This window comes from Lysobacter sp. yr284 (genome assembly GCF_900107375.1).
Lineage (GTDB): Bacteria > Pseudomonadota > Gammaproteobacteria > Xanthomonadales > Xanthomonadaceae > Lysobacter.
The window spans coordinates 1-24,427 of record NZ_FNPT01000023.1; the positions used below are offsets into that span (position 1 = coordinate 1).

Here is a 24,427-nt window from a genome sequence, read left to right on the forward strand (position 1 = left end):
GCCGGCCTGGTCGTAGGCGAGCTTGATCCGGCCCTGTTCGTCGTAGACGTAGCGCGAGAATCCGGGCGCCCAGTTCTTCACGCTCTGGTTGCTGGCCTGGACCATGATCTGGGTCTGCTTGGCGCCGTCGAACCAGACGTAGTCGTAGCTGGTCTTGACCGTGGTCGCCTCGCCGTAGGTCTCGGTGAAGTCGACCGTGCCGTCGTTCAGACGATAGGTGATGGTGCCGGTGTTGGCCTGGTTGTCGTGCTCCTGCATCAGCAGGCTGTCGTTGTCCCAGTAGCGCGTGCTGCTGCTCTTGAGCGCGCCGCCGGCGTCGTACTCGTAGTAGTCGCCGACCCGGCCGGCCTGGTCGTTGACCCGGCGCGCGCGCAGCACGCCGTCGATGGTGGTGTCGGTGAGGTAGCCGCGGGCGTCGTAGTCGTAGCGCTCCAGATGCCCGTCGCGTCCGTAATGGGCCGAGCGGCGCTGGTTGGCGGCATCGTACGAGATCGTCACGCCGTCGCCGCCGCTGCCCTCCCACACGCCGACGCCGGTGTCGGCGGCGCTGCTGCCGCGGGTCTTGTTGTCGGTCCCGAGCTGGCCCATGGTCACCACGAACCGGTTCATGTTGTCGTAGCGGTACCAGTACTCCTGCTCGCGGGTCGCGCCGTTGAGTCCGTCGCGATACAGCGAGTGCATGCGGATGCGGTTGCCCTGCGCGTCGAACTCGTAGGTGATCTCGTAGCGCGGGTCCTCGACCTTGATCAGGCGGTTGAGCGCGTCGTAGGTGCCCTTGGACTGCTGGAACGCCCAGTTGCCGTCCTTGCCGGTGAAGCCCTCGAAGGTGCGGTTGCCGTTCTCGTCGTACTCGTAATAGCCCTTGATCCCGCTGGCGCTGTCGCTCATGCGCTTGATCAGGGCGTTGGCGTAGTACTCGTACACGGTGCTGCCGGATTTCCGGAGCAGGCCGGCGTAGTTGTACTCGTAGCCGAACGCGTGGCCGCCCAGGTCGATGTGGCTGAGCTTGCGGCCCAGCGCATCGACCAGGTCGGTCGTGCTGCGGCCGTTGGCGTCGGTCATGACCCGGCGCCAGGCGCCGTTGCCGTTGTCGGCTTGCGCGTCCCAGGTCGCGGTGTAGGTGGTGGTGCGCCCCGCGGCGCTGACCACGCGGCCGACGTCGCCGTCGATGGTGAAGTCGGTCGTGGTCGCGCCGAGCAGGCTGCTGGTGTGGCGGGTGCGGCGGTCGAGTTCGTCGTAGGCGTAGCTGTCGACGATGCTGCCGCTCTCGGCCGCGTCCTTGGGCCGCTCGATCCAGATCAGGCGGTTGCCGAGGTCGTAGCCGTAGCGGGTGCGGCGGCCGATCTCATCGACCACCACGCGCTGGTTGCCGAACACGTCGTACTGGAACCGCTTGAACCCGCCGTCGGCATGCCACTCGCCGACCAGGGTCGGCTGGGCGCTACCGTAGTTCCAGGCCTGGGTGGTCAGGTTGCCGTTGGCGTCGCGATAGGCGACCACGCTGCCGGCGAGGTCGTAGACGTAGTCGACGCTGGGATTGAGCTGTTCGCGGAAACCGTTGGCGTGGGTGATCCAGACCGTCGGATCGGTCTTGCGCACCAGCTTGCCCAGGGTGTTGTAGACCAGCGCCGTCGCGTTGCCGCGGCCGTCGATCTCGCGCGCGATCTCGCCGAAGGCGTTGTAGTCCTGGCGGCGGTGGATGGTCAGCGACGACGGCTCGAAGTTGCGCAGCTCCCAGCTGGCCTCGGTGGCCGGGCGGTCGTTGTCGGCCCAGAAATAGCCGCTGTTGCGCACCAGGCTCTGGCCGCCGGCCGGATTCTGCGCGTCGGCCAGGGTGCGGAAGACGTCGTAGAAGTACTCGTAGGTCGCTTCCTTGTTGAGGCCCAGGCTGTCCCAGCGGAACTTGCCGTCGCCGCCGCGCAGGATCGTCACCTGCTGGAACGCCGCGTTGACGTCGCCCTCGGGGCGGTAGTGCAGCACCAGCACCTGCCCTTCGGGCTGCTGCGGATCGAGGTTGAGCGTGTACAGATGCCCGTCGACCTGGATCGTCGCGCCGGGCTGGCGCTGCGGGCCGACTTCGATGACGCCCGCAGCGGTGTAGCTGCTCGGCGGCACCACCAGGTTGTCGGTGAAGGTCAGCGCCAGGCGATAGCGGCGCACGCCGCCGCCGGCCGCGGCGAGGATCTCGGCCGGAATCGGCCAGATGAGCTGGCCATTGGCGACGGCCAGTCCCGGCGCGGACCAGGCCACGCTGCCGTCGTCGTTCAACAGCTTCAGATCGACCGAGGACGCGTTCGGCGGCAGGTTGCCCAGGCGCACGACGTCGGCGTCGTGGGCGAAGTCGATCGCCACCCGCGGCGCGGCGCCGACGCTCACTTCGCCGGCCACGCTCTCGATCACCGCGTTCTGGCCGTTGAGCAACTTGAGCACGACTTCGTAATCGCCGCTCAGGCCGGCGGTGTCCCAACGCACGCTGCCCGGCGTCGCCATCGGCGGCAGGCCGCCGAGCGCGGCGGTGCCGGTCCAGGCGTCCTGGCTGCCCTTGCGCCGGTACTCGACCACGACCTTGTCCGGCGCTTCGCTGCGGCGGGTCAGCAGATTGCTCATGTCCAGGCCGCCGGCGGTCCACACGAACGTGCCCAGGCCGTTGCTCTGGAAGGCGTTGTCGGCGGTCTCGGCGACCCGGACGACGGACTGGCTCGGACCGACGGTGAGGTCGTATTCCTCGCGACGCATCAGCGCGCCGTCGGTGCGGGTGGCGAGGTACAGGACTTCATACTGGCCGTCGGCCAGCGCGGCGATATCGGCCGTGGCCTTGCCTTGCTGGAAGTCGCGCTGCACCGCCAAGGCCTGGTACGGCCCGGTCGAGCCCTTCGCGCGCACGTACACCTGCGGCGAGACGTCGGCGCGGTAGCCGTCGATCGGCAGTTGCAGAACGTCCGGCGAGAATTCGCTCGGCGTGCCGAGGTCGACGGTGGCGTTGAGGTCGGTGCGACCGAGGGTGTAGTCGATCCGGATCTCGGTGTTCCAGTTCCAGTCGCGATCCCAGGTCAGCCTGGCGCCGACCGTCTTGCTGCCCAGTTCCAGTTCGCGGCCGCCGCCGCTGCCCTTCGGCGTCACGAACACCTTGAGCGCGAAGTTCACATGGACTTCGCGATTGTCGCCGTTGCGCAGATTGAACAGACCGACGGGCACATCGATGGTCAGGTTGGTGCCGCCGTTGGGGCTGTACAGATAGCCCTGCCCCGACAGCGGCTCGGTGACGATCCGTTGCAGATCCACCGAATACGCGGTCTGGGTGCCCTCGATGACCACGCGCACGTCGTATTCGCCGAACGCCGCGGTCATGTCGGGAACGAATACGCCGTACTTCATCAGGTCCGGTGGCCAGTTGTCGGACGTGCTGCCGCCGTTCTGCTGGGCCCAGCCGCGATCGCTGTAGACGCCGGAGACCTGGCCCAGCGAACCCGAGAACGGCGTGATCGCGATCGAACCGTCGACGCCGCCCAACGCGGGATTGCGCGCCTGCGCGCCCAGGCGCCCGCCCACCGAAGCCTGGATCTGGCCCGGCCGCACCGGCTGCACCGTCACCGTCTTCAGCCCGAGGCGTTCGCCGGCGGTGGTCATCGCCGCCTGGATCACGTCGATGGCCTGGTTGCGGCGGTCGTACAGGGTCAGCGTCGTCGCCAACTGCGCCGATTCCTCGGCCGAAGCGCCGAGCACGCGCTCCAGCGTCCACGCCGCGGAGGCGAGGTTGATCGTCTGCGACTCGATCCGCACCGCCGCGTTGCCGGCGCCGTCGTAGATGTTCAGGCGGGTCACGCCGCCGTCCATGTTGCTCTTGAGCACGCGGCCGGCATAGTCGTACTCGGCGACCTCCTGCCACCCGCTCGGCCCGGTGCCGCGGCCGGTGACGTCGCCGAACAGGTTGTAGCGCGTGCGCCGCTCGACGCTGCGGCTGCCGTCGCTGGCGACGGTGATGCGACCGGTCTCGCGGTTGTCCAGGTCGTAGGCGATCTGGATGGTCTCGGTGCGCTGGCCGCCGGCGGAATCGGTCCGCTGGTAGCTCATCGAGATCATGTTGCCGATCGCGTCGTAGCCGAAGCGGGTGGTGAAGTTCAGCGCATTGGTCTTGGACAGCAGGCGCCCGCCGTTGCCGTAGACGTAGGTGGTGGTTTGGTCCTGGTCGCTGCCGGTGCCGCGGCGCAGCTCCTTCACCACCTGGTTGAGCCCGTTGTAGCTGTATTCGGTGCGCGCGACCACGCTGCGCCCGGCGTAATCGACGAAATCCGGCAGGCTCACCGCGGTGTTGCGGCCGGCCTTGTCGTATTCCCAGCCGAACACGCTGCCGTTGGCGTCGGTGCGGCGCAGCAGGTTGCCGGCGGCGTCGTAGGCGTAGGAGGCGGTCGCGGTGGCGACCGCCTCGGTCAGGCGGCCGGTGAGCGGATCGACGCTGCCATAAGCCACGCCCAGCCGGGAATCGCTCAGCCGCCGCCCCATCTTGTCGTAGGTGTAGACGGTAATGCGGTCGTCGATGCTGCGCGGCCAGTCGAGGATCAGCTGCTCCGCCTCGCCGTTGGCCGACGCCCCAGCGGCCGACAAGCTCTGCGCAGGGGGCAGTTGGCGGCCCGCGTAGCGGATTTCCTCGAGCACGTTGCCTTCGGCGTCGCGCTGCCAGGAAATGCCGAATCCTTCGCCGTCGATTTCCAGGCGCTTCTGGCCGAGAGCGTCGTAGTAGGTGCGGGTCTGGTTGCCGGCGCCGTCGCGATGCGAGACCGCACGGCCGTTGCCGTCGTACGTCCAGCGCTCGACGATGTCGCTGCCGTCGATCGCATAGCTGCGCTGCGGGTTTCCGTTCGCGTCGACGCCGTCGCGCAGCGTTCCATGCACCACGCCCACGGTGGTGGCCTGGATGCGGCGGCCGTTGGCGTCGTACGCGAAGCGCTGCTCGCGCGCGGGGCTGGGCTGGCCGGTGGCCGGATCGACCGGAATGGCCGGCAACGTCGCGCCCGCCGGCAGGCTGACCGGACTCGCGAACGCGCGCGTGCGGATCAGGTTGCCGGCCTTGTCGTACTCGTTGAGCGTCAGCCTGCCGTTGGCATCGACCTGGCCGGCCAGGCGGTCGGCGGCGTCGTAGTAGTAGACGGTGCGGGCGTTGTTGCCGCTGTACTTCTCCACCACGTTGCCGCGCGCGTCGTAGAAGAACTCGTCGTAACTTCCGCCGGCGGTGCCGTCGTCGTTGATGGCGTAGACGCCGGTCACCTTGATCCGGTTCAACGCATCGTAGTTGTAGGTGGTGATGCGCGGGTCCGCGCTGTCGCCCGATTCCTTCTTGTAGACGACGTTGCCGTGGGCGTCGTAGTTGAAGTAGTTGGCGACCGCGGTCGGGCTGCCGCCCCACCGCGACGGCGCGTCGATCGGCAGGCGCTCGGTCACCATCCGGCCGAGCCTGTCGTAGGAATACGAGGACGTGCCGCCGAGCTTGTTGGTGTACTCGCTGCGGTTGCCGAATGCGTCATAGCGATACGTTTCCACCGCCTGGGCCGCATCGGTGGCGCTGACCAAGCGTCCGAGCAGGTCGTACGCCATCCGGGTGACCGCCGCCGCTCCGGACGGATCCAGCGGCGGTTCGGCACCGGCGGCAACCGCCCCAACCCGCGCATAGAAGCGGGTCACGCTGACCGGCTGGCCGAGGAATCCGTACTCGGTGCGGGTCAGGTAGCCCTCGGGATCCACCTGGTGGGTTGTCCGGCCCAACGCATCGAAGTAGAAGTAGCCCGTGTTCCCCAGCGCATCGGTCACGGCGACGGCGTTGCCGAAGGCGTTGTAGGTCCGCGTCACGCTCGCGCCCAGCGCATCGACGCTTTCGACCGCGCGCCCCATGCGGTCGTAGACGGTGCGGCTGGTGTAGCGCGCACGCAGCTCGTCCTGCCGCGCCTGACCGAGGTCGGCGGCGCGCAGGGCCGCGCCGGTCTCGTTGACGTAGCCCAGGCTCTTGCGCATGTCCAGCGCCCAGGCCGAATCGGATTCGGCCAGTTCGACCCCGCGCGGGTCGACGGCGGCCACGGCCTGGCCGAACGCGTCGTAGGCGGTCCGCGATATCGCCGCGGCAGCGGTGTCGGCGGCGCGGATTTCTACGATCATCCGCCCGGCCGCGTCGTAGCTGCGCCGGGTCGCGACCTGCGCGGCGGTGCCCCAGGCCGCGTATTCGACCAGCACCTGGCCCAGCCCGTCGCGCTGGTAACGGCGCACCGCGCCGGCGGCGTCCACGGTCTCGGACATGCGGCCGGCCGCGTCGTAGCCGAACCGGGTGGTGCGCTCGCCTTCGCCCATCGCATCGACCAGCGTGCGCAGGCTGGCGACCGTGTCGGCGAGCGCGATGGCGCGGTCGCCGGGACGGCCCCACTTGCGCTCGTAGCGCGTGGCGGCGATCCGATTGCCCGCCGCGTCGTACTCGGTGCGGTTGAAATAGTCCTCGGCGTCGTAGCTGAAGATCGCTCGGCCGGCGCCGTCGTAAAACCACATCGTGGTCGGGTTGGACAGCCGGTTGGCGCCGCCCATCAGCGCAACCCACGCCTCCATCGCCTCCACCGTGTAAGCGCTGGGACGCGGATAGGGCCCATCGACCGACGGCCGCATTCTGACGCTGGCCCGCAACAGCCCGGCCGCATCGTACGTGTTGCGGGTGGCGCGGCCGCCGGCATCGATTTGCCAGACCGCGCGCCCGGCCGCGTCGAACACCCAGCGGTTTTCTGCGGTCTGCTCGCCGGGCTGCGCCGCCGCCCAAGCCTCCAGGCTGGCCGTATCGATGCCCCCTGCAGAAGGATAGGGAGCGGCGAACTTCGCGCTGGCGACCAGATTGCCTCCGGCGTCATAGCGATTGCGGGTGAGATACCCGCCGGCATCGATACGGAACGCCAGGCGCCCGGCGGCATCGTAGACGTTGCGCTCGACCCTGTCCGCCGCATGCGCGGCGCCGGACTGCGCAGTCAGCGCGGCGGCGACGTTGGCCGGCGTCGCCAGGGCGGTCAGGACCACGGCCGTGGCATAGGCCACGCTGCGCACCACGTTGCCGCTCGCGTCGTAGACCGATTCGGTCACATAGCCCAGCGAGTCGATCGTGTAGCGCAGGCGGCCATCGCGATCGAACACCTGGCGCAGCGTTCGGTCCTCGCTCGCATTGGGCTGCAGACGCGCCTGGATCTGCTCGACGGTGACGGCCGGGTCGAGCCCGGCCAAGTCGATCGCCCTTGCGAAGCGGGTGATGCCGACGAAAGCGCCCGAGTACGTGTCGTAGTCGCGCCGCTCCACCGCACCGTCCGCACCGACCGTGAGCAACAATTGATCGGCGCGGTCGTACACGTAACGGGTGACATGGCCGTTCGCGTCGGTGCGCGCGACCACATTGCCGCCCGCGTCGTACGCATAGCGCGTCGTCAGGGCCAGGCCGCCCGGATCGGCGATGGTCGCGATGAGACGGCCGGCCTTGTCGTACTGATGCTCGGCGACTTGGGCCGCACTGGTGCCCGAGCCCGCGGTCGTGCGCACGGTTCGGCCCAAGGCATCGTATTCGAAAGTCGTGGCCAGATTGAGCCGGCCCTCGCCGGCATCGACCACGACCGCGACCTTCTGTCCCCTGAGGTCGTAGCGGGTCTCGGTCACGCTGCCGTTCGGATCGGTCGTGCGGACCAACTGGCCCTTGGCGTCGTACGCGTACGCGGTCTTGATCGCCAAACCGTTCGGGTCGAGCGTGCGGGTCAGCACGCGCCCGGCCGGGTCGTATTCGAACACGGTCTTGACGCCGCGCGCATCGACGGTCTCGATCGCCTGTCCGGCCTGGTCGTAGACCGTGGACACCGTGCCGGCCGGCGACGTCGTGCGGATCAGGCGGCCGTCGAGATCGTATTCGTACACGGTGGCGTTGCCGCGGCCGTCGATCAACTCGACGATCTGGCCGTGCTCGTTGTAGCGGCTCTTGGTGACCACGCCCTCGGCCGTGGTCACCTGGATTTCGCGGTTGAACGCGGTATAGGCGTAGCTCGTGTTGCCGGCGATGCCGGTGGCCGTGTACTCGGTGCGGGTCAGTACGTTGCCGAACGCGTCGTAGCTCAACATATAGCTGGGCAACGAATAGGAACGATCGAAGCCCATGGTCGCCCGGCCGTTGCGGTCGTAGGCGACCGAAACGGCGCGGCGGACTACGCCCTTGATGTCGCTGGTCTGGGTGTTGGTCACCCGTCCGAACGCATCGCGAATCTGCCAGTTGATCAGTCCCAGGGGCGCGGCACCGAGCGCATCGACGGTCTCGGTATTCTGCCGGCCGGCGCCGTCGTAGCTGTAGACGGTTTGAATCCAGTTGGCGTACGTCCGCGCGTAGTCGCTCCAGCGGTTGACTTTTTCGACCGTGCCGGAGGTCGTATACGTCCATTCCGTATAAGCGCCCAGCGCATCCACCGACCGCGCCAGCGCGCCGGTGATCGCGTAGCTCAGGGTCGTGCGGCTGGCCTGCGCATCGTCCAGGGCCGCGATGGCGTCGCCCGCGCTTTGGGTGAGCGCGCCGCCGTGCATCTGCCCGAGCGACAGCGACGTCAGTCGCTTGGCGTAGACGATGGCCTGGGCGACGTCGCCGAACGCGTTGTAGCGCTGCTCGGTCACTTCGCCGAACGGATTGACCGTATGGGTTAGGCGGCCGAGGCTGTCGTAGTAGTAGAGCGTCGAACGGTCCAAAGCATCGATCATCGCAGTGCGCCGGCCGCCGGCATCGTACTGGTAGCGCACCGCACGATCCGCCCATACCGCATCGATCGCGGCCTGCGAGGGGTTGGCCCCGAGCGCTTCCAAGGCCTTGACGCCCTCACCGCTGAGCTCGGCGACAACGCGCCCTTGCAGGTCGTAGCGGTAGTTCGATTTGCGGTCGCCGCGGCGTTCCGCTGCCACTCGGCCGAGGCTGTCGTAGCTGCGCTGCGAGTCGACGTTGCCGCTGCTGGAGTACTCGGTCTGGTACAACAGCCGGCCTTCCACGTCGTAACTGTAGTCGGTGCGCTCGATCAAGCCGGGCGTGGTCGCCAGCGCGGCCAGCGCCTGCGTCGCGGACACCGCCCAGCGGAACGCGCCGTCGCCGGCCACATGCGCTTCGCCGGCGGGCTGCCGGGTCGCCGTGCCCGCTTGCGCGCCGGTGCCGCCGGCATCCCACATCGACAAACCGTTGGCGTCGAAGGCAACGCCGGCGAACGTGGCCGCGCTCAGCCACAGGTCGGCGCCGGAGCCTCGGTAGACCAGCGATACCTGGTGGTTGGCGTTGGCCACGACCTGGGCGTTGAAGGTATAGACGGTATCGGTCGCCGACAGCTGGACGTCCTTGACCTTGATGCCATCGACCCAGACTTCGACGACCGGCGCCGGTCCGCCCGCATTGGCGCCCGCACGGGCCGTGAAACTGCCGCTGATCGTCTGCGGCAGGCCCAACGCCGTCGGCGGGATCTTCTCGCCGCGGATGCGGCGCGAGACATTGCCGGCCGCGTCGTACTCGTAACGGGTGAGATACCCCTCGCCGTCGATCTGCGAGACCAACAGTCCGCGACTGTCGTAGTTGTAGTAGTTGTGGATGTCCTTGAAGTTCGGTCCCGGACGCAATTGTTCCAGCGTTCCGGTCATGCGCAGGCTTTGGTTGGTCGGCGTCGCGTAGGCGACCGTCTTGATCTTGCGCCCGGCCCCGTCGTAAATCGTCTCGGTGAGGCCGCCGCCCCCGTTCATGCCGTTGGCGCCTTCCTGAACGCCGACCAGCAGACCATCCGCGCTGTAGAAGTAACGCGTGGTCACGCTTCTGGAGTCGATCACGCGTTCGGGTACGGCATTGGCGAGCGTCGGCGCCGCCAGGAACGCCGACATCTTTACCGCCGCGCCGTGCACCTGCTTGCGGATCAGGCGCGAGCCGGCGTCGTACGCGTATTCGGTCAACGCGCCGTCGCCGGCGACCGTCTTGATCGGGCGACCGGCTGCGTCGTAGAACCGCCACTGCGGCCGGTCCGCTGCGGCGTCCGCAGCGGGCCGCAAACCCGAGTTGGACAAGGTCAGCGCCACCGTCTGTCCATTCACGCTCGCCGTCTGCTTCGGCTTGCCGTTGGCGTCGATCAGCGCCGCCAGCGCCGCCGCATTCACCGCAGTGGCGTAGGCCAGCGTCTTCACGACCTGGTTGTTGGCGTCGTAGACGTACTCGGTCAGCGCGCCGGCCGCGTCGATCTCGGCCACGCGACGCCCGGCCTCGTCGTACAGCACGTGCGTCTTGGCGCCGAGCGCGTCCTCGCTCATGCGCAGGCGGCCGTCGGCGTCGTAGTGGTAGCGCACTTGCGACAGCACGGTGCCGCCGCTGCCGGATTCGGCCAGCGCGATCAGTTCGCCGGCGTGGTTGTAGCTGGAAGTGCGCACCAGGCCGTTGGCGAAGCTGACGACGGTGCGGCGCTGCGCGTCGTCGTACTGGGTGATCGTCACCGCGTCGTTGAAGCCGGTGGTGCGGATCGTGCGGCCCAGGCCGTCGTAGACGAACTGCTCGACCTCCGGCGCGGCGATGGTGCCGGCGTAGCGCTGCAGCAGGCGGCCCTGGGCGTCGTAGACGTAGCGGGTCTGGATCGTCTTGGCGTCGATCGCGCCGCTGCCGTCGGCGGCCAGCGTGCCGTACTGGGTCAGCTTGCTGAGATTGCCGCGGAAGTCGTATTCGCTGTCGGTGCGCTCGCCGATGCGCGCGTTGGCGCCGGCCCATGCGGCCAGCGCGGTTTCGCTGTAGTCGCTGCCGGCGTAGCGGCCTTCCGAATAACTCAGCTTGGCGACCTGCTGCCCGGCGGCGTTGTAGCGCAGTTCGCTCACCCGCCCTTCCGCGCTGATCCTGAAGCGCAGATGCTGCTCGGCGTCGTACACGTAGCGCGTCGTCGCCGCGGCCGTGTTCGGCCCCGATACCGTATCGCTCAGCAGCTGGTTGTCGCTGCCGAACGTGCGCTCCACGAGCGTGCCGACCGCGTCTTCCTGCTTGATCAGGTTGCCGGCCGCGTCGTAGGTGTATTTCACCTCATTACCCAGGCCGTCGCGGATCGTCGCCACCTGGCCAGCCGCGTCGTAGCCGAAGAACTGGGTCTGGCGCGCGCCGTTCACCGCCGGGCTGCTGGTCTGCAGCAGCCGGCCCTGGGCGTCGTAGGCCAGGATCGTGTCCTGGCCCAGCGGGTCGGTGATGGTAGTCCGGCGGTTGGCGGTGTCGTAGGCCAGCGTGGTCGTGCGCAGCACGCCGACCTCGCTGGTCTGGGCGATGCTGACCACGCGGTACTGGCCGTCGATCAACTGGTAGCCGAAGGCGACCTTGGCGCCGTCGGACTGGGTGATCGACGCGATCCGGCCGCTGCTGCCGTCGTAGCCGTAGGTGGTGGTGAACACCTTGCCGTCGACGACGGCGTTGTCTTCAGGGCTCAGGTCCACCGATACCTTGCTCAGGCGGCCGGCATCGTCGTAGACGTATCGAACCTGGGTCGAGATCCGGGTATCCGCACCGCTTCCGGTGCGGGTCCATACTCCGGTCAGGCGGTCGAACAGGTCGTAGTCGAGGTGCGTGACTTCGCCATTGGCGGTATGTACTTCGTTGAGCCGGTCCAGCAGGTCGTACCGATAACTCACCGCATTGCCGTCGCGGTCGACGCTTTCGAACACGCGGCCGTTCTTGCCGGCGTCGTAGCGCTCGATCAGCTGGCTGCCGCCCTGGGTCCAGGTCCAGCGCTGGTTGCCGGCGTCCCAGGCCAGGGTGTCGCGGGTGCCCGCGCCTTCCCCGGCCACGTACAACGAGCGCGCCGCGTCCCAGGCGTAGGCGATGCGGCTGCCGTCCCAGTCGGTGCGGTAGACCACGCTGCTGGCGGCGTTGGCCGTGCCGGTCAGGCCGCCGACCTGCTTGCTGACCCCGGCGCGCCAGGTCTCGCCGACCAGCTGCGCCTGGCTGTTGTAGGCCCGGTACAGCTCGGCATCCACGCCGCGGCCCATCAGCCATTGGTCGCGGTCGCGCAGGATCAGGTTGCCGGTCGCGGCGTTGACGAACACCTGCTCGCCGGCCTTGCCGAACCCGGCCGTGCCGATCTGGCCGCGGCCGCCCAGGCCCAACGCCGAGGACGCCTGCAGACCCAGCCCATTCCCTGTGACGATCGCGACCATGTGTGCTTTCCCATTCCATTGGTGCCGCCAAGGGGCGGCTCTCAAATGGACTTCTCAGCACATCGCGGAAAAAGTTTAGTCGGCCCCTGAAAGACATGAACGATGCCGGCCCAGCATCCGCCCTGGCGCTACGGCGCCGGCGGCGATGGCTCAGATCGCCACTTCCTCCACCGCCGCACGCTGCACCGTGACCCGGTCGCGGCCGCCGGCCTTGCTCGCGTACAGCGCCGCGTCGGCGCGTTCGAGCAGTTGGTCGAAGCTCTCGCCCGGGCGCAGTTCGGCAACGCCCATGCTCAGGCTCAGGTTGAGCGCGCGGCCGTGCACGGTCGGCGGGTTGGCGCCGACCGCCTGGCGCAGGTGTTCGGCCACCACCAGGCCCTGTTCCAGGCGCGTGCCGGGCAGGCCGACCAGAATCTCGTCGCCGCCGTAGCGGCCGCACAGGTCGGTCGCGCGCAGCCGGTTGCGGGTGCGCTCGGCGACCGTGCGCAGGGCCTCGTCGCCGGCGCTGTGGCCGTGTTCGTCGTTGATGCGCTTGAAGTGGTCGATGTCGAAGAACACCACGGTCAGCGGCCGGCGGTTGCGGTGGGCGTCGAGGATGGCCTCGCGCAGGCTCTGTTCGATCGCCTGCCGGTTCATCACGCTGGTCAGGCGGTCGTAGGTCGCGCGGTGCTTGGCGGTGTCGTGGTCGTGGCGCAGCTTCTGCAGCTTGGCGGCCAGGCCCAGCAGCAGGCCCAGGCCGCCGAACACCAGGCCGAGCGGATAGGCGTATTCCAGCCAGGCGAACATCGGCCACCATTTCTGGAAGCCGCCGACCAGCACCACCAGCACCGCCAGCAGCGGCACCCAGGCGCCGGCGAGGAAATAGGCTTCGTGCTGGCGCCGCGAGATCGCCACCGCGCAGGCGTAGAACACCGCGCCGATCAGCACCAGCAGCACCAGGTTGCCGAAGCTGGCGCTGAGCTTCCAGGTCTGCACCAGCGACACCGCCAGCAGCGCGCCCAGCACCCAGCTGCAGACGTTGAGCACCTTGGCGACCCCGGCCTGGGTGGTGCGCAGGTCGAGGTAGAACATCAGGAAACGCACGCTGGCGATGGTCGCGGCGGTGTTCAGCACGACGTTGGTGCGGCGGTTGGGCAGCACGTCCTGCAGCCACGGGATCATGCGGATCTCGCCGCCCTCCACCGCCAGGTTGACGGTCTGCACCAGCAAGGTCAGGCATAAATACGCGTAGCCGCGTTCGCGCAGGCCGACCCAGAAGCCGAACGCGAGGATCGCGGTCGCGCCCAGCGCGGTCAGCACCACGCTGCGCAGGGCGACGTGGCCCATGTCCTGGCGGTGCACCTGCGCCAGCGGTTCGATGCGCAGGGTCGAGGGCGTGAACTCGGTCGCATAGGTGCGCAGGTAGATCACCTCGCCCTTGCGCAGGCCGCCTTCCAGCGGATAGACCACGAAGCGCGAGGAATGCTGGAACTCGCTGCCGCGGCCGTGCAGCGCGCGCCGCACCGGGTCGGCGTCGCGGTGGCGCCAGATGTCGAAGAACTTGCGGTAGGGCTGGTCGATCACCAGCTGCGGCAGCTGGTCTTCGCCGACGTCGGCGGTCGCGGTCAGGCGCAGCCACTGCGGGCGGCGGTCGGGGTAGGCGATGCGCTCGCCGGCCACCGGCGCGAAGCGCGCGTCGTAGCGCCCGGCCAGCACCTGCGCCAACGGCGGGTCGGCGCCCGGGCCGAGCCGCGCGACCACGAACGGCTGCGCGCAGGCCAGCGCCGCTGCGCTCAGACCCAGCAGGGTCAGCAGGGTCTGCCAGAGAAGGCGCCAGGATCGTTCCATTTCCTCAGCAAGTTGTTTTCAGCCTGTGGAGGATAGCCCACGGTATACGGCCGGCCGGCCGGCGCCGGCACCGACGGCGGCGCGGCGAGCGCGGAATTGGGACGTGGATTCCGGTCGCGGCCGCGGCGGCCGCCTGTTCACCGATGCCGCCGCGGCGCGCGGGATTTGTAAGCGTCGGTCAAGCTGAGAAGTCCGGCCGGTTTCGTTGCAGCCCCGCGCCGCGATGCTGGCGTCCCCGGTCGGGCCGCAGTCGCGGGCCGGCCGCGGGCGGCCCGGGTTCGCGACGGCGCGCGACGCCCCGGGCGTTCGCGGCCGCCGCGCCGGCCGTGCAGCCGCCACCGCACGCGGGCGCAGGAAGCACGGCAGGAGCCGCTGCGCGCCGCCGGCGCCCTCGGCGCCGCTCCACCTCCTCATCGCCGCCCGGCGCTCGCGCGCCCGGGCCGGCCGCGAGCGATCCGCCGCTGGCGCGCGGCGCGACGGCGCAGGGGGCCGCGGGCGGCGCGGTCCGCGCGCAAGTCCCCTCCCCCTCATTCTGGAGATGCAATGAACAAGTTCGCGCTCATCGCCCTGGCCCTCGCCGCCGCGCTGTACGGCAGCGGCGCCCGCGCCGAGGCCGCCGCCCCGACCTGGAAGCCGCTGACCCCGGGCACCAGCTGGAACTGGCAGCTCGACGGCCGCGCCGCCAACGCCTCGATGCTCGACGCCCTGGCCAACCCGAAGAAGATGCTCGACATCGACCTGGACGCGACCTCCGCGGCCGAGGTCGCCCGGCTCAAGGCCAAGGGCATCTACGTGGTGTGCTACACCGAAGTCGGCAGCTACAACACCCAGCGCGCCGACGCCGCCGAATTCAGGAAGGTGCCGGGCCTGATCGGCAAGCAGATGGACGGCTTCGAGGACGAATACTGGATCGACGTGCGCAAGACCGATGCGCTGATGCCGATCATGACCGCACGCCTGGACAAGGCCCGGGCCAAAGGCTGCGACGGGGTCGAGCCGGACCTGGACGATTCCTTCAACCAGGGCCAGGAGAACACCGGCTTCGACCTGACCCTGGAGGACTCGCTGTACTACCTGCAGTTGCTGGTCGACGCCGCGCACGCGCGCGGCTTGTCGATGGGCCTCAAGAACGGCCCGGAGATGGCGCCGTACGCGGCCGTGTTCGCCGACTGGGCGCTCAACGAAGAATGCAACCAGCACGGCGAATGCGCCGGCTACAAGGAGTTCGTCAAGCGCAACAAGGCCGTGTTCCAGGTCGAGTACCGTTCCAACGGCACCCGGGTCCAGGACTTCTGCCCGGCCGACAACAACAACGGCTTCGACGGATTGCTCAAGGACGCCAGCGAACTGCTGCACGCGCTGCCGCGCGAGGCCTGCCGCAACGGCTGATCCTCGCGCGCCCGGCCCGCGACGCCGGCTGCGCACGCGGCCGGCGTTGTCGCGCGCGACGCCGGCGCGCGCTCAGGCGTTGCGCCACGCGGACGCGGCGCGCGCGCGCCCGGCCGGCCGCTCGAAATCGCGGTCCAGGAAGGCCTTGCAGCGGAACTGGTCGATGTCGTTGATGCGCAGGATGTTGCGCTTGCGGCTGACCAGGCCGCTGCGGTGCCAGGTCTGCAGCTGCGCGTTCAACTTCGGCCGGCTGGCGTTGACCATCGCCGCCAGGATGCTCTGGGTCGGCGGCAGGGCCACTTCGAAATCGCCGCCGCGCGGCTGCGGCTGGTTGTGCATCAGCGACAGCAGGTAGCGCGCCAGGCGCGACTCGAGCCGGTGCAGGCACATCGTCTCCAGGCTCTCCACCGCCTGGCGCAGGCGCAGGCACAGCGAGGCGTGGGCGCGCTCGATCACCACCGGGTCGTTGGTCAGGCTGGGAAAGTGCCGGCGCGGCAACAGCAGCACCCGGGTCGGGCTGTAGGCCACCGCGGTGAAGGTATGCGCGTGGGTGTCCAGCAGCGGCGTCTCGTCGACGGTCTCGCCGCTCTCGATCGTGTCCACGATCAGTTCCTGTCCGTCGGGGCCGTACAGCAGCTTGTAGATGCGCCCGTGCACGACGAAGGCGAGGCAGTCGCTTGGATCGTTCTTGAAGAACAGCGCGTCGCCTTCTTCCAGGTGCGCCTCGCTGCTGTGGCGGGCGATGTGCTCCAGCAGCGTGACCGGCAGGCCGCGCAGCAGCGCGCAGCGGTCCAGGCCCCAGCGGCGCCTGCGCACCGCGGCGCCGTCGTCGGCGCTCAGGGCCATGCGCACGGCCGCGCGCTCGGCGCGGCGGCCGGCCGGCCCGCGCATCGGTGCGCGCTGCGGCGGGCAAAGCGGGAGACGACCCGGACGCCGCGGCAGCCGGCTCCGGAACGGCCGCGGGCGCGGCCGGTGGCAGGATTCATAACGCCCCCTGTGGACGTCGGCACGGCGCGGACGCGGCAAGCGACCGGCGATCCGCGCCGCGCACGCGGCGAGCGGATCGATGCGGCTCGGCTGGGTTCTGATCGGATCGGGTCGGATCGATTCGGATCGACTCGGGGCGAATCGGTCCGGATCGGATCGGTTCGAGGCGGCTCGATTCTAAGCGGCTCGGCCGCAAGCGTCGGCGGCTCGAGTCGTTTCCGATCGGCGCGCCACGGCCAGGTGCGGCCGGGATGCGGCAGCGACGATGCCGGAGCCGTGATCCGGCCCGGCATCGCGCAGCGCGGGCCTTACGGACCGTACGGATTGCTCTTGAACGACTGCAGCACGGTCATCAGGCTGGTCAGGTTGTCGGCCACGCCGGTCTGCGCGATCTTCTCGGTCGCGCCGGCCGCCGCAGCGGTGTCGACCGTGTAGATCTGCATCACGCCCTGGTTGGCCGCGGCCTGCGCCAACGAGGTCTGCTGCTGCTGCGAGGCGATCGCGTTCTCGAACAGGATGCCGGTGGAGTGGGCCGACGCCTGGTACATCGAGCCCATCGCGAAGGCCGGGCCCTCGGCGATGACCTTGACGTTGGACTGAGTGACGGCGTCGGTGATCTGGTTGTTGACTGCGGTGGGATATGCCATGGAACGCTCCTCGGTATCGGGTGGGGACTAGGCCGCGGCGCCGGCCCTCATGCCGGCCGGCCGCCGCGTGGCCCGATCGCGCGGATCGGGCGCCGAGCCGGCCTTACTTGAACGCCCGCAGCACGGTCAGCAGGCTGGTGAGGTTGTCGGACACGCCGGTCTGCGCGACCTTCTCGGTGGCGCCGGCGGCGGCGGTGGTGTCGACGCTGTAGATCTGCATCACGCCCTGGTTGGCCGCCGCTTGCGAGAGCGAGTTCTGCTGCTGCTGCGCCGCCACGGCGTTCTCGAACAGGATGCCGGTGGAGTGGGCCATCGACTGGTAGATCGAACCCATCGCGAAGGCCGGCGCTTCGCCGATGACCTTGACGTTGGACTGGGTGACGGCATCGGTGATTTGGTCGTTGACGGCGGTCGGGAATGCCATATCGAGCTCCTTGGAAAGTGAAGTACGGCCGCTGCCGTACATGGCTGATTAACGAGTCATGGATCGGCTTGTGAAGCGGCCCCGCCGTTCGCCTTCGCGGCGGAATCGGAGTTGTTGTCGCGGTCGGGGCGAACAGCGTCGGCGCTGTCCTGGGCGGTTGCGCGCGACTCGTCGGCGGACGCGGAACCGTCGTTGTCTTGCGGCGGCGCCGCGGCCTGGGGCAAGACCCCGTTGGCGCGCGCGGCGTCGATCACGTCCTGCAATTGCCGCGCGAGCGGGCCGATCTCGCGCTGGAAACACGCCTGCACTTCCTGCCGGACCAACTCGCCCAGGCGCACTGCGATCTGCTCCATCGGCGTGGCCGGCGCGGTCCGCGCCGGCGCGCCGGGCGCCGGCTTGGGCGGGATCAGGTCCTGCAGCGATTGCGCGCGTTCGACCACGCCGAGCACTTCGCGCTCGGCCGCCTCGCCGGCGCGGGCGTTGCTCGCCACCGCCGACTGGGCGCGTTGCAGGCTTTGCTGGATCACGTCCTGGATCTGCCGGCGCTCGCTGTCGAACAGATTGCCGACCTCGCCGCGCGCCATTGTGGCGGGCGCCGGCGACTGCGCGTCGACCAGCGCCACGTAGGCCGCCAGCACTTGCTGTTCGTCCTGGCCCAGTTCGCGGCCGAGCTGGGCGCGGGCGAAATCGCGCACGACCTGGTCGAGTTCCTCGCGCGCGCCGGCCGCTGCGGCCGGCGGCGCCGATGCCGGCGCGCTCATCCGCGCAGCCCCAGCAGGCGCACCAGCGCTTGCAGCAGCTTCGGATCGCGCAGGCGCTCGGCCCGGGTCGGCTCGGACGCCGGCTCGGCGTCGGCGTCGGCGACATCGCTGTCGTCGTCGTCGCGCTCGGGCCGCGCCGCGAAGGCCGCGGGCGGCTCGGCCTGCGACGCGGGCGGCGACAGCGCGCCATCGCCCGGCCCGGCGCCGGCGGCCGGCGGCGGATCGAACAGCCCGTCCAGTTCCTGATGCAGCAGATAGTGCAGATTCTCGTCCATCGCGAACTCCGTCTTACACGTCATGCGATACGCAATGAGGGCGCCGATCAGGCCGACTCGGCGGGCGGGAAGAGCGTGGCGGGCGGCCCCGGCGACACCCCGGCGCGGCGGCGGCGGCCGCGCGCGGGCGTCGGCAACGGCCGCTGCGGCAGGCGCAGCACTGGGGTCCGCCCAGGTCCGGCACGGCCGTGCCGCCCGGACCGGCGGCAAGGCGGACCGGTCGCCGCGGCGGGCGGTGCCGACGCCGCGCGGCCTCGACCGCAACGGCCCGGCGCCGCCGCGGGCTACTTGGCGCCGCTGTTCTGCAGCACCGAGGTGTACTTGGAAATGCTCGAATCGATCGCGTCGATGGCGAACTTGGCCGATTCGGCCTCCATCGCCCCGGCCGCGGCCGCGACCGCGGCGGCCACGCCCATGAACACATCGGTGGCGAGGATGCCGATCGCGTCCTCGGCGGCGTTGGTGACGTTGCCGGCGACGATGTCCTGGGTGAGCTGCTTCATCAGCACGCCCTGGCTGGCCAGCGCGATCTTGGTGACGCCGTCGAAATAGGCCGCCGCCGATTGCGCGACCAGGCCGGCGGCCTGGCTGATCATCATGTCGGCGTTGGTGGCGATCTGCGCCGGCGCGTAGGACGCGGTCTCGGCGTTGGTGAACTGCACCGCCTGGACGATCTGCGTGTTCAACGCGCTGGTGTCGGGCGGCGCCGCGCTGCCGCTCATCAGCGCCTTGCTGCGGGTGAGCGCGCGGCCGCGCGCGGCAGCCAGCGGCGATTGCGGAAGGCGGCTGCCGCTGTCGTCGCCGCTGCCGGCGGCGCCATTGCCGGCATCGCCGCCACCGCCACCGCCGGCGCCGGCGCCGCCCTGGCCGGCGCCGTCCGCGGGTGCGCCGCTGCCGGCATCGCCGTTTCCGGGCGTGCCCGCGGCCGGCGCTGCGCCGGCCGGCGCACCGTCGCCCGCCGCGTCGGCGGCGGACGTGGCCTGGCCCGGATCGGCGCCGGAACCCGCAGCGCCGCCCTCCGGCGGGATCTGCGCGGCCGCGGGCGGCGCGCCGTCGCTGCCGTCGCCGGCGGCGGTCTTGGCCGCGGCCGCTGCCGCAGCGGCCGCCTCGGCGCCATCGGCCGCTCCCCGCGCCGCGCCCGCCTCCGCGTCCGGCCCCGCGCCGGGGCCATCCGTGTGCGCGGCGGGCGCGGCGCCCGCATGCTGGTTTTCGTCCCAATGCAGTTTCATCGCTGTCCTCCCGGACGCACGTCAGCCCCGTATCCGCCTGCGCCGTCGGCGCGGTGCGCTCGGCCGCGACTTACTTGTCGCCCACGGCCATGATCATCTGCACGGCCTTGGACACCACCGCGCTGGAGATCTGGTTGAGCACCTGCTGGCTGTGCACCGCGTTCTGCAGCGCGAGCCCGGTGGAGTGGCTGGATACCTGGTACAGCGAGGCGATGGCTTGCGCGGGCGCCTCGGCGACCACCTTGACGTTGGTCTGAGTGACGGCATCGGTGATCTGCGAGTTGACGGGGTCGGCCATGAGCCTGTCCTTGGTGAGAGGTGCGTTGCGGAGTCGGTTGCGTCTGATTCGGTGGAACGCGGGCCCGGGGGCCTTGTGAACTCCCCGCGTGCGCGCTCACTCCCGTCCCACCGCCACCCTGAGCCGGTTGCGCAGCAGTTCGACGTGCTTGCGCGCCAGCGGCTGGTTCATTTCCAGGCGCTCGGCAATTACCGGATACGGCAATTCCTCGACAAAGCGGTAAGCGAACAACCGGCGCTGCTTGCGGCTCATCCGCGCCACCGCCGCCACCACCCGCTCCAGCTGCTCCTCCAGTTCCAGCCGCTGCAGCGCCGACAGGCCCTCGTGGGCGAAGCCGCCGCCTTCGCCGTCGACCTCGCGGTGGCGGTCGAACACTTCGCGGTCGCGGCTGCGCTGGCGCACGCTGTCGAGGAAGACGTGGCGCAGCACCACGAACAGGAACCCGCCCGGATCGGTGATGGTCTGCGGCGCCCGGCGCATGAACAGCAAGGCCTTGATCGCGGTGTTGCCGAGCAGTTCCTCGGCGCGGTCGCGCTGGCCCTCGGCGAAGCGGCGCGCGCGCGCTTCCAGCTCCGGAAGGTTGCTGCGCCAGGCCTCGGTGAACATTTGGTCGGCGAGCTTGAAGTCCGCGCACGCCACGCCGGCTGTGCTGCGGTCCTGCGCAGCGCCGGCCGGCGCTGCGCGAAAATGCTTGGAATCGACGCGTCCGCGTCCGTTCGCATCCATCACGGTCCCCCTCCTGTCGTCTGCGGTGCAGGCGAGTCTGGACAGGGGGTCGGGCGATGGCTGTTACTTGGGTGACACGCACGCCGTGCGCGCAGCGGGGGAACTGCGCACCCGGTCGCGATACAGCGAAATACCGAGGTTTTTCGCGCTTTTTTCGCTGCGGTTCCGACCGCGTCCGGGCCGCGCGCGCGCGTCGGCGATGCACGCGGACCGGCATCCGGCGGTGTTCAAACCCTGCGCGGGCTCACATTCGCCGCGCTGCGGCGTTAGCGCTATACGTGCGGAACGATCACGCCGCGCGCGCCGATGCGGCGGGCTCCAGTCCCGCGGCTCGCGCGGCCGCGCTGCAGCCCCAACTCAGCAGGCAGCACGCGCCGGCCAGCGCGCCCCACGAGACGACGCCGGCCGGCAAGCGCCGCACCGCTGCGTCCACGCCCGCCAGCCAGTCGGTCGCGCCGCCCACGATCAGGCTCGCGCTGGCCACGACCAGGCCCAGCAACAACAGGCGTTGCAGCCAGCGCTCGATGCCGTCGCCGGCCTCGGCCGCGGCCTGCGCGCGACGCGCGACCTGTTCGGCGAAACCGTAGGGGATCGGCTCCATCGGCGGCGCGCGCAGCGCCCGGCTCAGCAAGCGGTACTGGGCCAGGCGCGGCTCGTCCTCGCTCATCGGCGCGCCGCGCCGCTCGTCCTCGCGCGCGCGCTCCTGCAGCGCCCACTCGCGCGCGGCGGCCGCAGCGTGCGGATGCGGGCCGTCCGGGCGCGCGTCGGATTCGTCGTTGCGGTTCATGCGATTTCTCCCAGCCGCGCTTCCAGCCGCTGGCGCAGCCGCGCCCGGGTCCGGAACAGGTGGCTCTTGATGGTGCCCTCGGCCAGGCCGGTCATCTGCGCGATCTCGGCGATGGGCACTTCTTCCAGGTGGTACAGGGTCAACAGGGTCCGCTGCAACGGCGGCAGCGCCTCGATCTCGGCGTGCAGGCCGGCGGCGATCTCCTCGTCGGCGCAGGCCGCCTCCAGGTCGAAGCCGTCGCTGACCGTCTCCAGCGGCGACAACGCGTCCTCGTCGGCGGCGGTGTCCGCGATCGGGATGCGCTTGCGTTCCAGGTGGCGCTTGGCCACCGAGTAGGCGACCTGGCCGATCCACGACTTCAGCGCGCTCTCGTAGCGATACTGGTGCAAACACTGGTGGACGCGCAAGAACGCTTCCTGGCACAGCTCGCGGGTGTCGTCGGGATGCCGGACCATGCGCTGGATGATGTGCCAGCACAGCCCCTGGTACTCGCGGACCAGGCGCTCGAACGCGCCCGGCTGGCGGGACAGGACGGCATCGACCAGGGCGCGGTCGTCGGTCGGGGCGGGGGTACCGGTCATCGCAGCCAGGATGCGGGCAAGGCGCGCGCGGTTGCAGTGCCCGGCGCGTCCGCCCGGATGTGACGACTGTCACCCCAGGCCCGGTCGCGGCCGCTGCAACCGCCGCGCGGCCGGGCGTATCTCTTGCCCCGAAGCCCGGCACCGCCCGTGGCCACCCGCTTCACGGCCCGCACCCTTCGCTCCATAACCGGACACGACCCCAAGAGACCGCCGCCATGCCCGATATCCTGGTTCCCATCACCCTGTTCGTCTGCATCGCCTTCGCCATCAAGGTCGTGGTCGAGGCGCGCGTACGCGGCAAGCTGGCGCAAAGCGCCGGCAGCGAAGAACTGCTGCGCTCGCTGGCCCGCGACGAAGACCAGCGCCGCCGCCACGGCGCACTGCGCTGGGGCATCGTGCTGGTGCTGCTCGCCATCGCCTTCGCGATCATCGAGGCGGCCGGCTGGCGCGACGCCACCGCCGGCACCTTCGCCGTGCTGCTCGGCGCGGTCGGCCTGGGCAACCTGGCTTACTACGTGATCGTGCGCAAGCTCGATTGACGATGCGCTTCGCGCACGAGCGTGCGGCCGGCGCGAAAGGCCGGTTAACCACCCACAGCGCGAGCTAAACGGCGGGCGCGCCAGCGCCCGCCGCGGCCCGGGATGGGTCATAAGTCGCTGGTCATGCGCGGCGGGCGCGGCCATCATCGGCGCAATCCCGACCGGAGCCCCGCATGCGCCCGTCCGCCCGTCTGCGTTGTCTGCTCGCCTGCCTGCTGATGGCCGCCGCCACCACCGCGACGGCCGCCTCCAAGCCCCAGGCGCCGCCGCCGGACCGCCGCATCGCCCTGACCGTGGACGACCTGCCCTGGGTGCAACTGCCCTCGGTCTCCACCGAATCGATCCTCGACGGCCACCGCCGCCTGATCCCCGCGATCCGCCGCGCCGACGTGCCGGTGATCGGCTTCGTCAACGAAGGCAAGCTCGACGCCGACGGCCAGCTGCAACCGGCGCGGCTGGCGATGCTGCGCGACTGGCTCGACGCCGGCGCCGAGCTGGGCAACCACACCTACGGCCACTCCGACCTGCACGCGGTCGGCCTAGCCGCCTACCAGGACGACATCCTGCGCGGCGAGCGGCAACTGCGCCCGTTGCTGCAGGCGCGCGGCCAGGCTCCGCGCTGGTTCCGCCATCCCTACCTGCGCGCCGGCCGCAGCGCCGCCGACAAGGCCGCGCTCGCGCGCTTCCTCGACCAGCACGGCTACCGCATCGCCCCGGTCACGGTCGACAATTCCGACTGGATCTGGGCCGCCGCCTACCTGCGCGCCGACGAACCGCTGCCGGCCGGCACCAAGCCCAGCGCCAAGAACGACCCGCAACGGCTCAAGGCGCGCCTGCGCCGCGACTACGTCAAGTACATGGGCCGCAAGCTCGACTACTACGAGCGCCAGTCGGTGGCGCTGCTCGGCTACAACCTGCCGCAGGTGTGGCTGATCCACGCCAACGCGCTCAACGCCGACAGCTACGGCGACCTGATCGCGATGGCGCGCAAACGCGGCTACCGCTTCATCGGCCTGGACGAAGCCATGCGCGACCCGGCCTACCGGCGCGCCGACGCCTACACCGGCCCGGCCGGCCCGAGCTGGCTGCATCGTTGGGCGATCGGCGAGAAGCGGCCGGCGAGCTTCTTCGCCGGCGAACCCGGCGTGCCGGACTGGGTGTTGAATCTGGCGCAGATCGACTCCGAGTAACGCCGGATGTCGAAACTTCGCGGTCGCGGCTCGCGCCGCTCCTACATGAGCTACCTGTAGGAGCGGCGCGAGCCGCGACCGCGACACCGCAACCGCCGACGCAAGCCCCTCGCCTCACAGCCGATCCAGCACCGTGCGCAACACCGGCACCGTGGTGACATCGTCCACGCCCTTGAGCCCCATCACCTGTTCGCGCAGGTCGGCCAGTTCGCCCGGCGAGCGCGTCTGCACCAGCACCATCAGGTCGGTGTCGCCGACCACGCTGTGCGCCAGCCGCACCTGCGGCAGCGGCGCCAGCAGCGGCACCACGTCGTCGCAGCTGAAGCCCTCGGCGTAGCGCAACAGCAACCACGCCCGCAACGGATCGTCGCCGCTGCCCAGGCGCACGGTGTACTGGGCGATGGTTCCGCTCGCTTCCAGGCGCTGCAGGCGTTCCTGCACGGTGCTGCGCGACAACGCCACCGCCTTGGCCAGGGCGACGGTGGACAGGCGCGCATTGTCCTGCAGCAACGCGATCAGCTTGCGGTCGATCTCGTCGAGGGTCTTCATGGCGATGCGGTCCGTAGCGGCGCCGCCGGCGCAGCGCC

16 protein-coding genes are annotated in these 24,427 nt (G+C 70.2%); 3 read left to right on the top strand and 13 right to left on the bottom strand.

Going from position 1 to position 24,427, the window contains the following annotated elements; translation table 11 throughout:
* The coding region (locus BLV01_RS21810; protein ID WP_139179062.1) for a hypothetical protein at positions 1-12,180 on the bottom strand (12,180 nt) is incomplete at its 3' end.
* A 150-nt stretch (positions 12,181-12,330) separates the two neighbouring features.
* Positions 12,331-14,007 carry a sensor domain-containing diguanylate cyclase gene (locus tag BLV01_RS21815; protein ID WP_091805100.1) on the bottom strand — a complete coding sequence of 559 codons (1,677 nt, stop codon included), beginning with the start codon at positions 14,005-14,007 and terminating at the stop codon, positions 12,331-12,333.
* 543 nt (positions 14,008-14,550) lie between these two features.
* Between BLV01_RS21815 and BLV01_RS21820 the strand changes: the two genes are divergently transcribed.
* Positions 14,551-15,396 carry an endo alpha-1,4 polygalactosaminidase gene (locus BLV01_RS21820; RefSeq protein WP_091805104.1) on the top strand — a complete coding sequence of 282 codons (846 nt, stop codon included), beginning with the start codon at positions 14,551-14,553 and terminating at the stop codon, positions 15,394-15,396.
* A 72-nt stretch (positions 15,397-15,468) separates the two neighbouring features.
* On the opposite strand, the gene BLV01_RS21825 is transcribed toward BLV01_RS21820, so the two are convergent.
* The 10 genes from BLV01_RS21825 to BLV01_RS21870 all read right to left on the bottom strand — a co-directional run bounded on the left by BLV01_RS21825 (position 15,469) and on the right by BLV01_RS21870 (position 22,111).
* Entirely contained in the window at positions 15,469-16,287 is an 819-nt protein-coding gene (locus tag BLV01_RS21825) for a Crp/Fnr family transcriptional regulator (protein WP_217633564.1), read from the bottom strand.
* Positions 16,288-16,691: 404 nt separating this feature from the next.
* Positions 16,692-17,030 carry a RebB family R body protein gene (locus tag BLV01_RS21830; protein WP_091805107.1) on the bottom strand — a complete coding sequence of 113 codons (339 nt, stop codon included), beginning with the start codon at positions 17,028-17,030 and terminating at the stop codon, positions 16,692-16,694.
* 103 nt (positions 17,031-17,133) lie between these two features.
* Positions 17,134-17,454, bottom strand: a complete 321-nt coding sequence (locus BLV01_RS21835) for a RebB family R body protein (RefSeq protein ID WP_057949221.1) — start codon at positions 17,452-17,454, stop codon at positions 17,134-17,136.
* 56 nt (positions 17,455-17,510) lie between these two features.
* On the bottom strand, positions 17,511-18,215 hold the full coding sequence (locus tag BLV01_RS21840) for a hypothetical protein (protein WP_091805110.1): 705 nt from the start codon (positions 18,213-18,215) through the stop codon (positions 17,511-17,513).
* Positions 18,212-18,490: a hypothetical protein gene (locus tag BLV01_RS21845; RefSeq protein ID WP_091805113.1), complete on the bottom strand. Its 279-nt coding sequence runs from the start codon at positions 18,488-18,490 to the stop codon at positions 18,212-18,214. The genes BLV01_RS21840 and BLV01_RS21845 overlap by 4 nt, the downstream gene beginning before the upstream one ends.
* A 284-nt stretch (positions 18,491-18,774) precedes the next feature.
* Positions 18,775-19,719, bottom strand: a complete 945-nt coding sequence (locus tag BLV01_RS26985) for a hypothetical protein (protein WP_254782729.1) — start codon at positions 19,717-19,719, stop codon at positions 18,775-18,777.
* 70 nt (positions 19,720-19,789) lie between these two features.
* The gene (locus BLV01_RS21855; protein WP_057949224.1) at positions 19,790-20,017 is read right to left on the bottom strand and encodes a RebB family R body protein; all 228 of its coding nucleotides are present in this window, start codon (positions 20,015-20,017) and stop codon (positions 19,790-19,792) included.
* A gap of 96 nt (positions 20,018-20,113) precedes the next feature.
* Positions 20,114-20,743 (bottom strand): RNA polymerase sigma factor, encoded by a 630-nt coding sequence (locus tag BLV01_RS21860; RefSeq protein WP_091805116.1) that lies wholly within the window; start codon positions 20,741-20,743, stop codon positions 20,114-20,116.
* A 289-nt stretch (positions 20,744-21,032) separates the two neighbouring features.
* Complete coding sequence (locus tag BLV01_RS21865) at positions 21,033-21,530, bottom strand: hypothetical protein (RefSeq protein WP_091805119.1); 498 nt, start codon at positions 21,528-21,530, stop codon at positions 21,033-21,035.
* Complete coding sequence (locus tag BLV01_RS21870) at positions 21,527-22,111, bottom strand: RNA polymerase sigma factor (protein ID WP_091805122.1); 585 nt, start codon at positions 22,109-22,111, stop codon at positions 21,527-21,529. The genes BLV01_RS21865 and BLV01_RS21870 overlap by 4 nt, the downstream gene beginning before the upstream one ends.
* Positions 22,112-22,326: 215 nt before the next feature.
* Here BLV01_RS21870 and BLV01_RS21875 point away from each other — a divergent pair, with 215 nt between their 5' ends.
* Together BLV01_RS21875 and BLV01_RS21880 are read left to right on the top strand one after the other, a co-directional pair.
* On the top strand, positions 22,327-22,650 hold the full coding sequence (locus BLV01_RS21875) for a DUF6249 domain-containing protein (RefSeq protein WP_091805125.1): 324 nt from the start codon (positions 22,327-22,329) through the stop codon (positions 22,648-22,650).
* Between the two features lie 218 nt (positions 22,651-22,868).
* Positions 22,869-23,840 carry a polysaccharide deacetylase family protein gene (locus tag BLV01_RS21880; RefSeq protein WP_254782730.1) on the top strand — a complete coding sequence of 324 codons (972 nt, stop codon included), beginning with the start codon at positions 22,869-22,871 and terminating at the stop codon, positions 23,838-23,840.
* A gap of 114 nt (positions 23,841-23,954) precedes the next feature.
* Here the strand turns inward: BLV01_RS21880 and BLV01_RS21885 are convergent, their stop codons facing one another.
* On the bottom strand, positions 23,955-24,389 hold the full coding sequence (locus BLV01_RS21885; RefSeq protein ID WP_175486195.1) for an Lrp/AsnC family transcriptional regulator: 435 nt from the start codon (positions 24,387-24,389) through the stop codon (positions 23,955-23,957).
* Between the last annotated feature and the right edge of the window lie 38 nt (positions 24,390-24,427).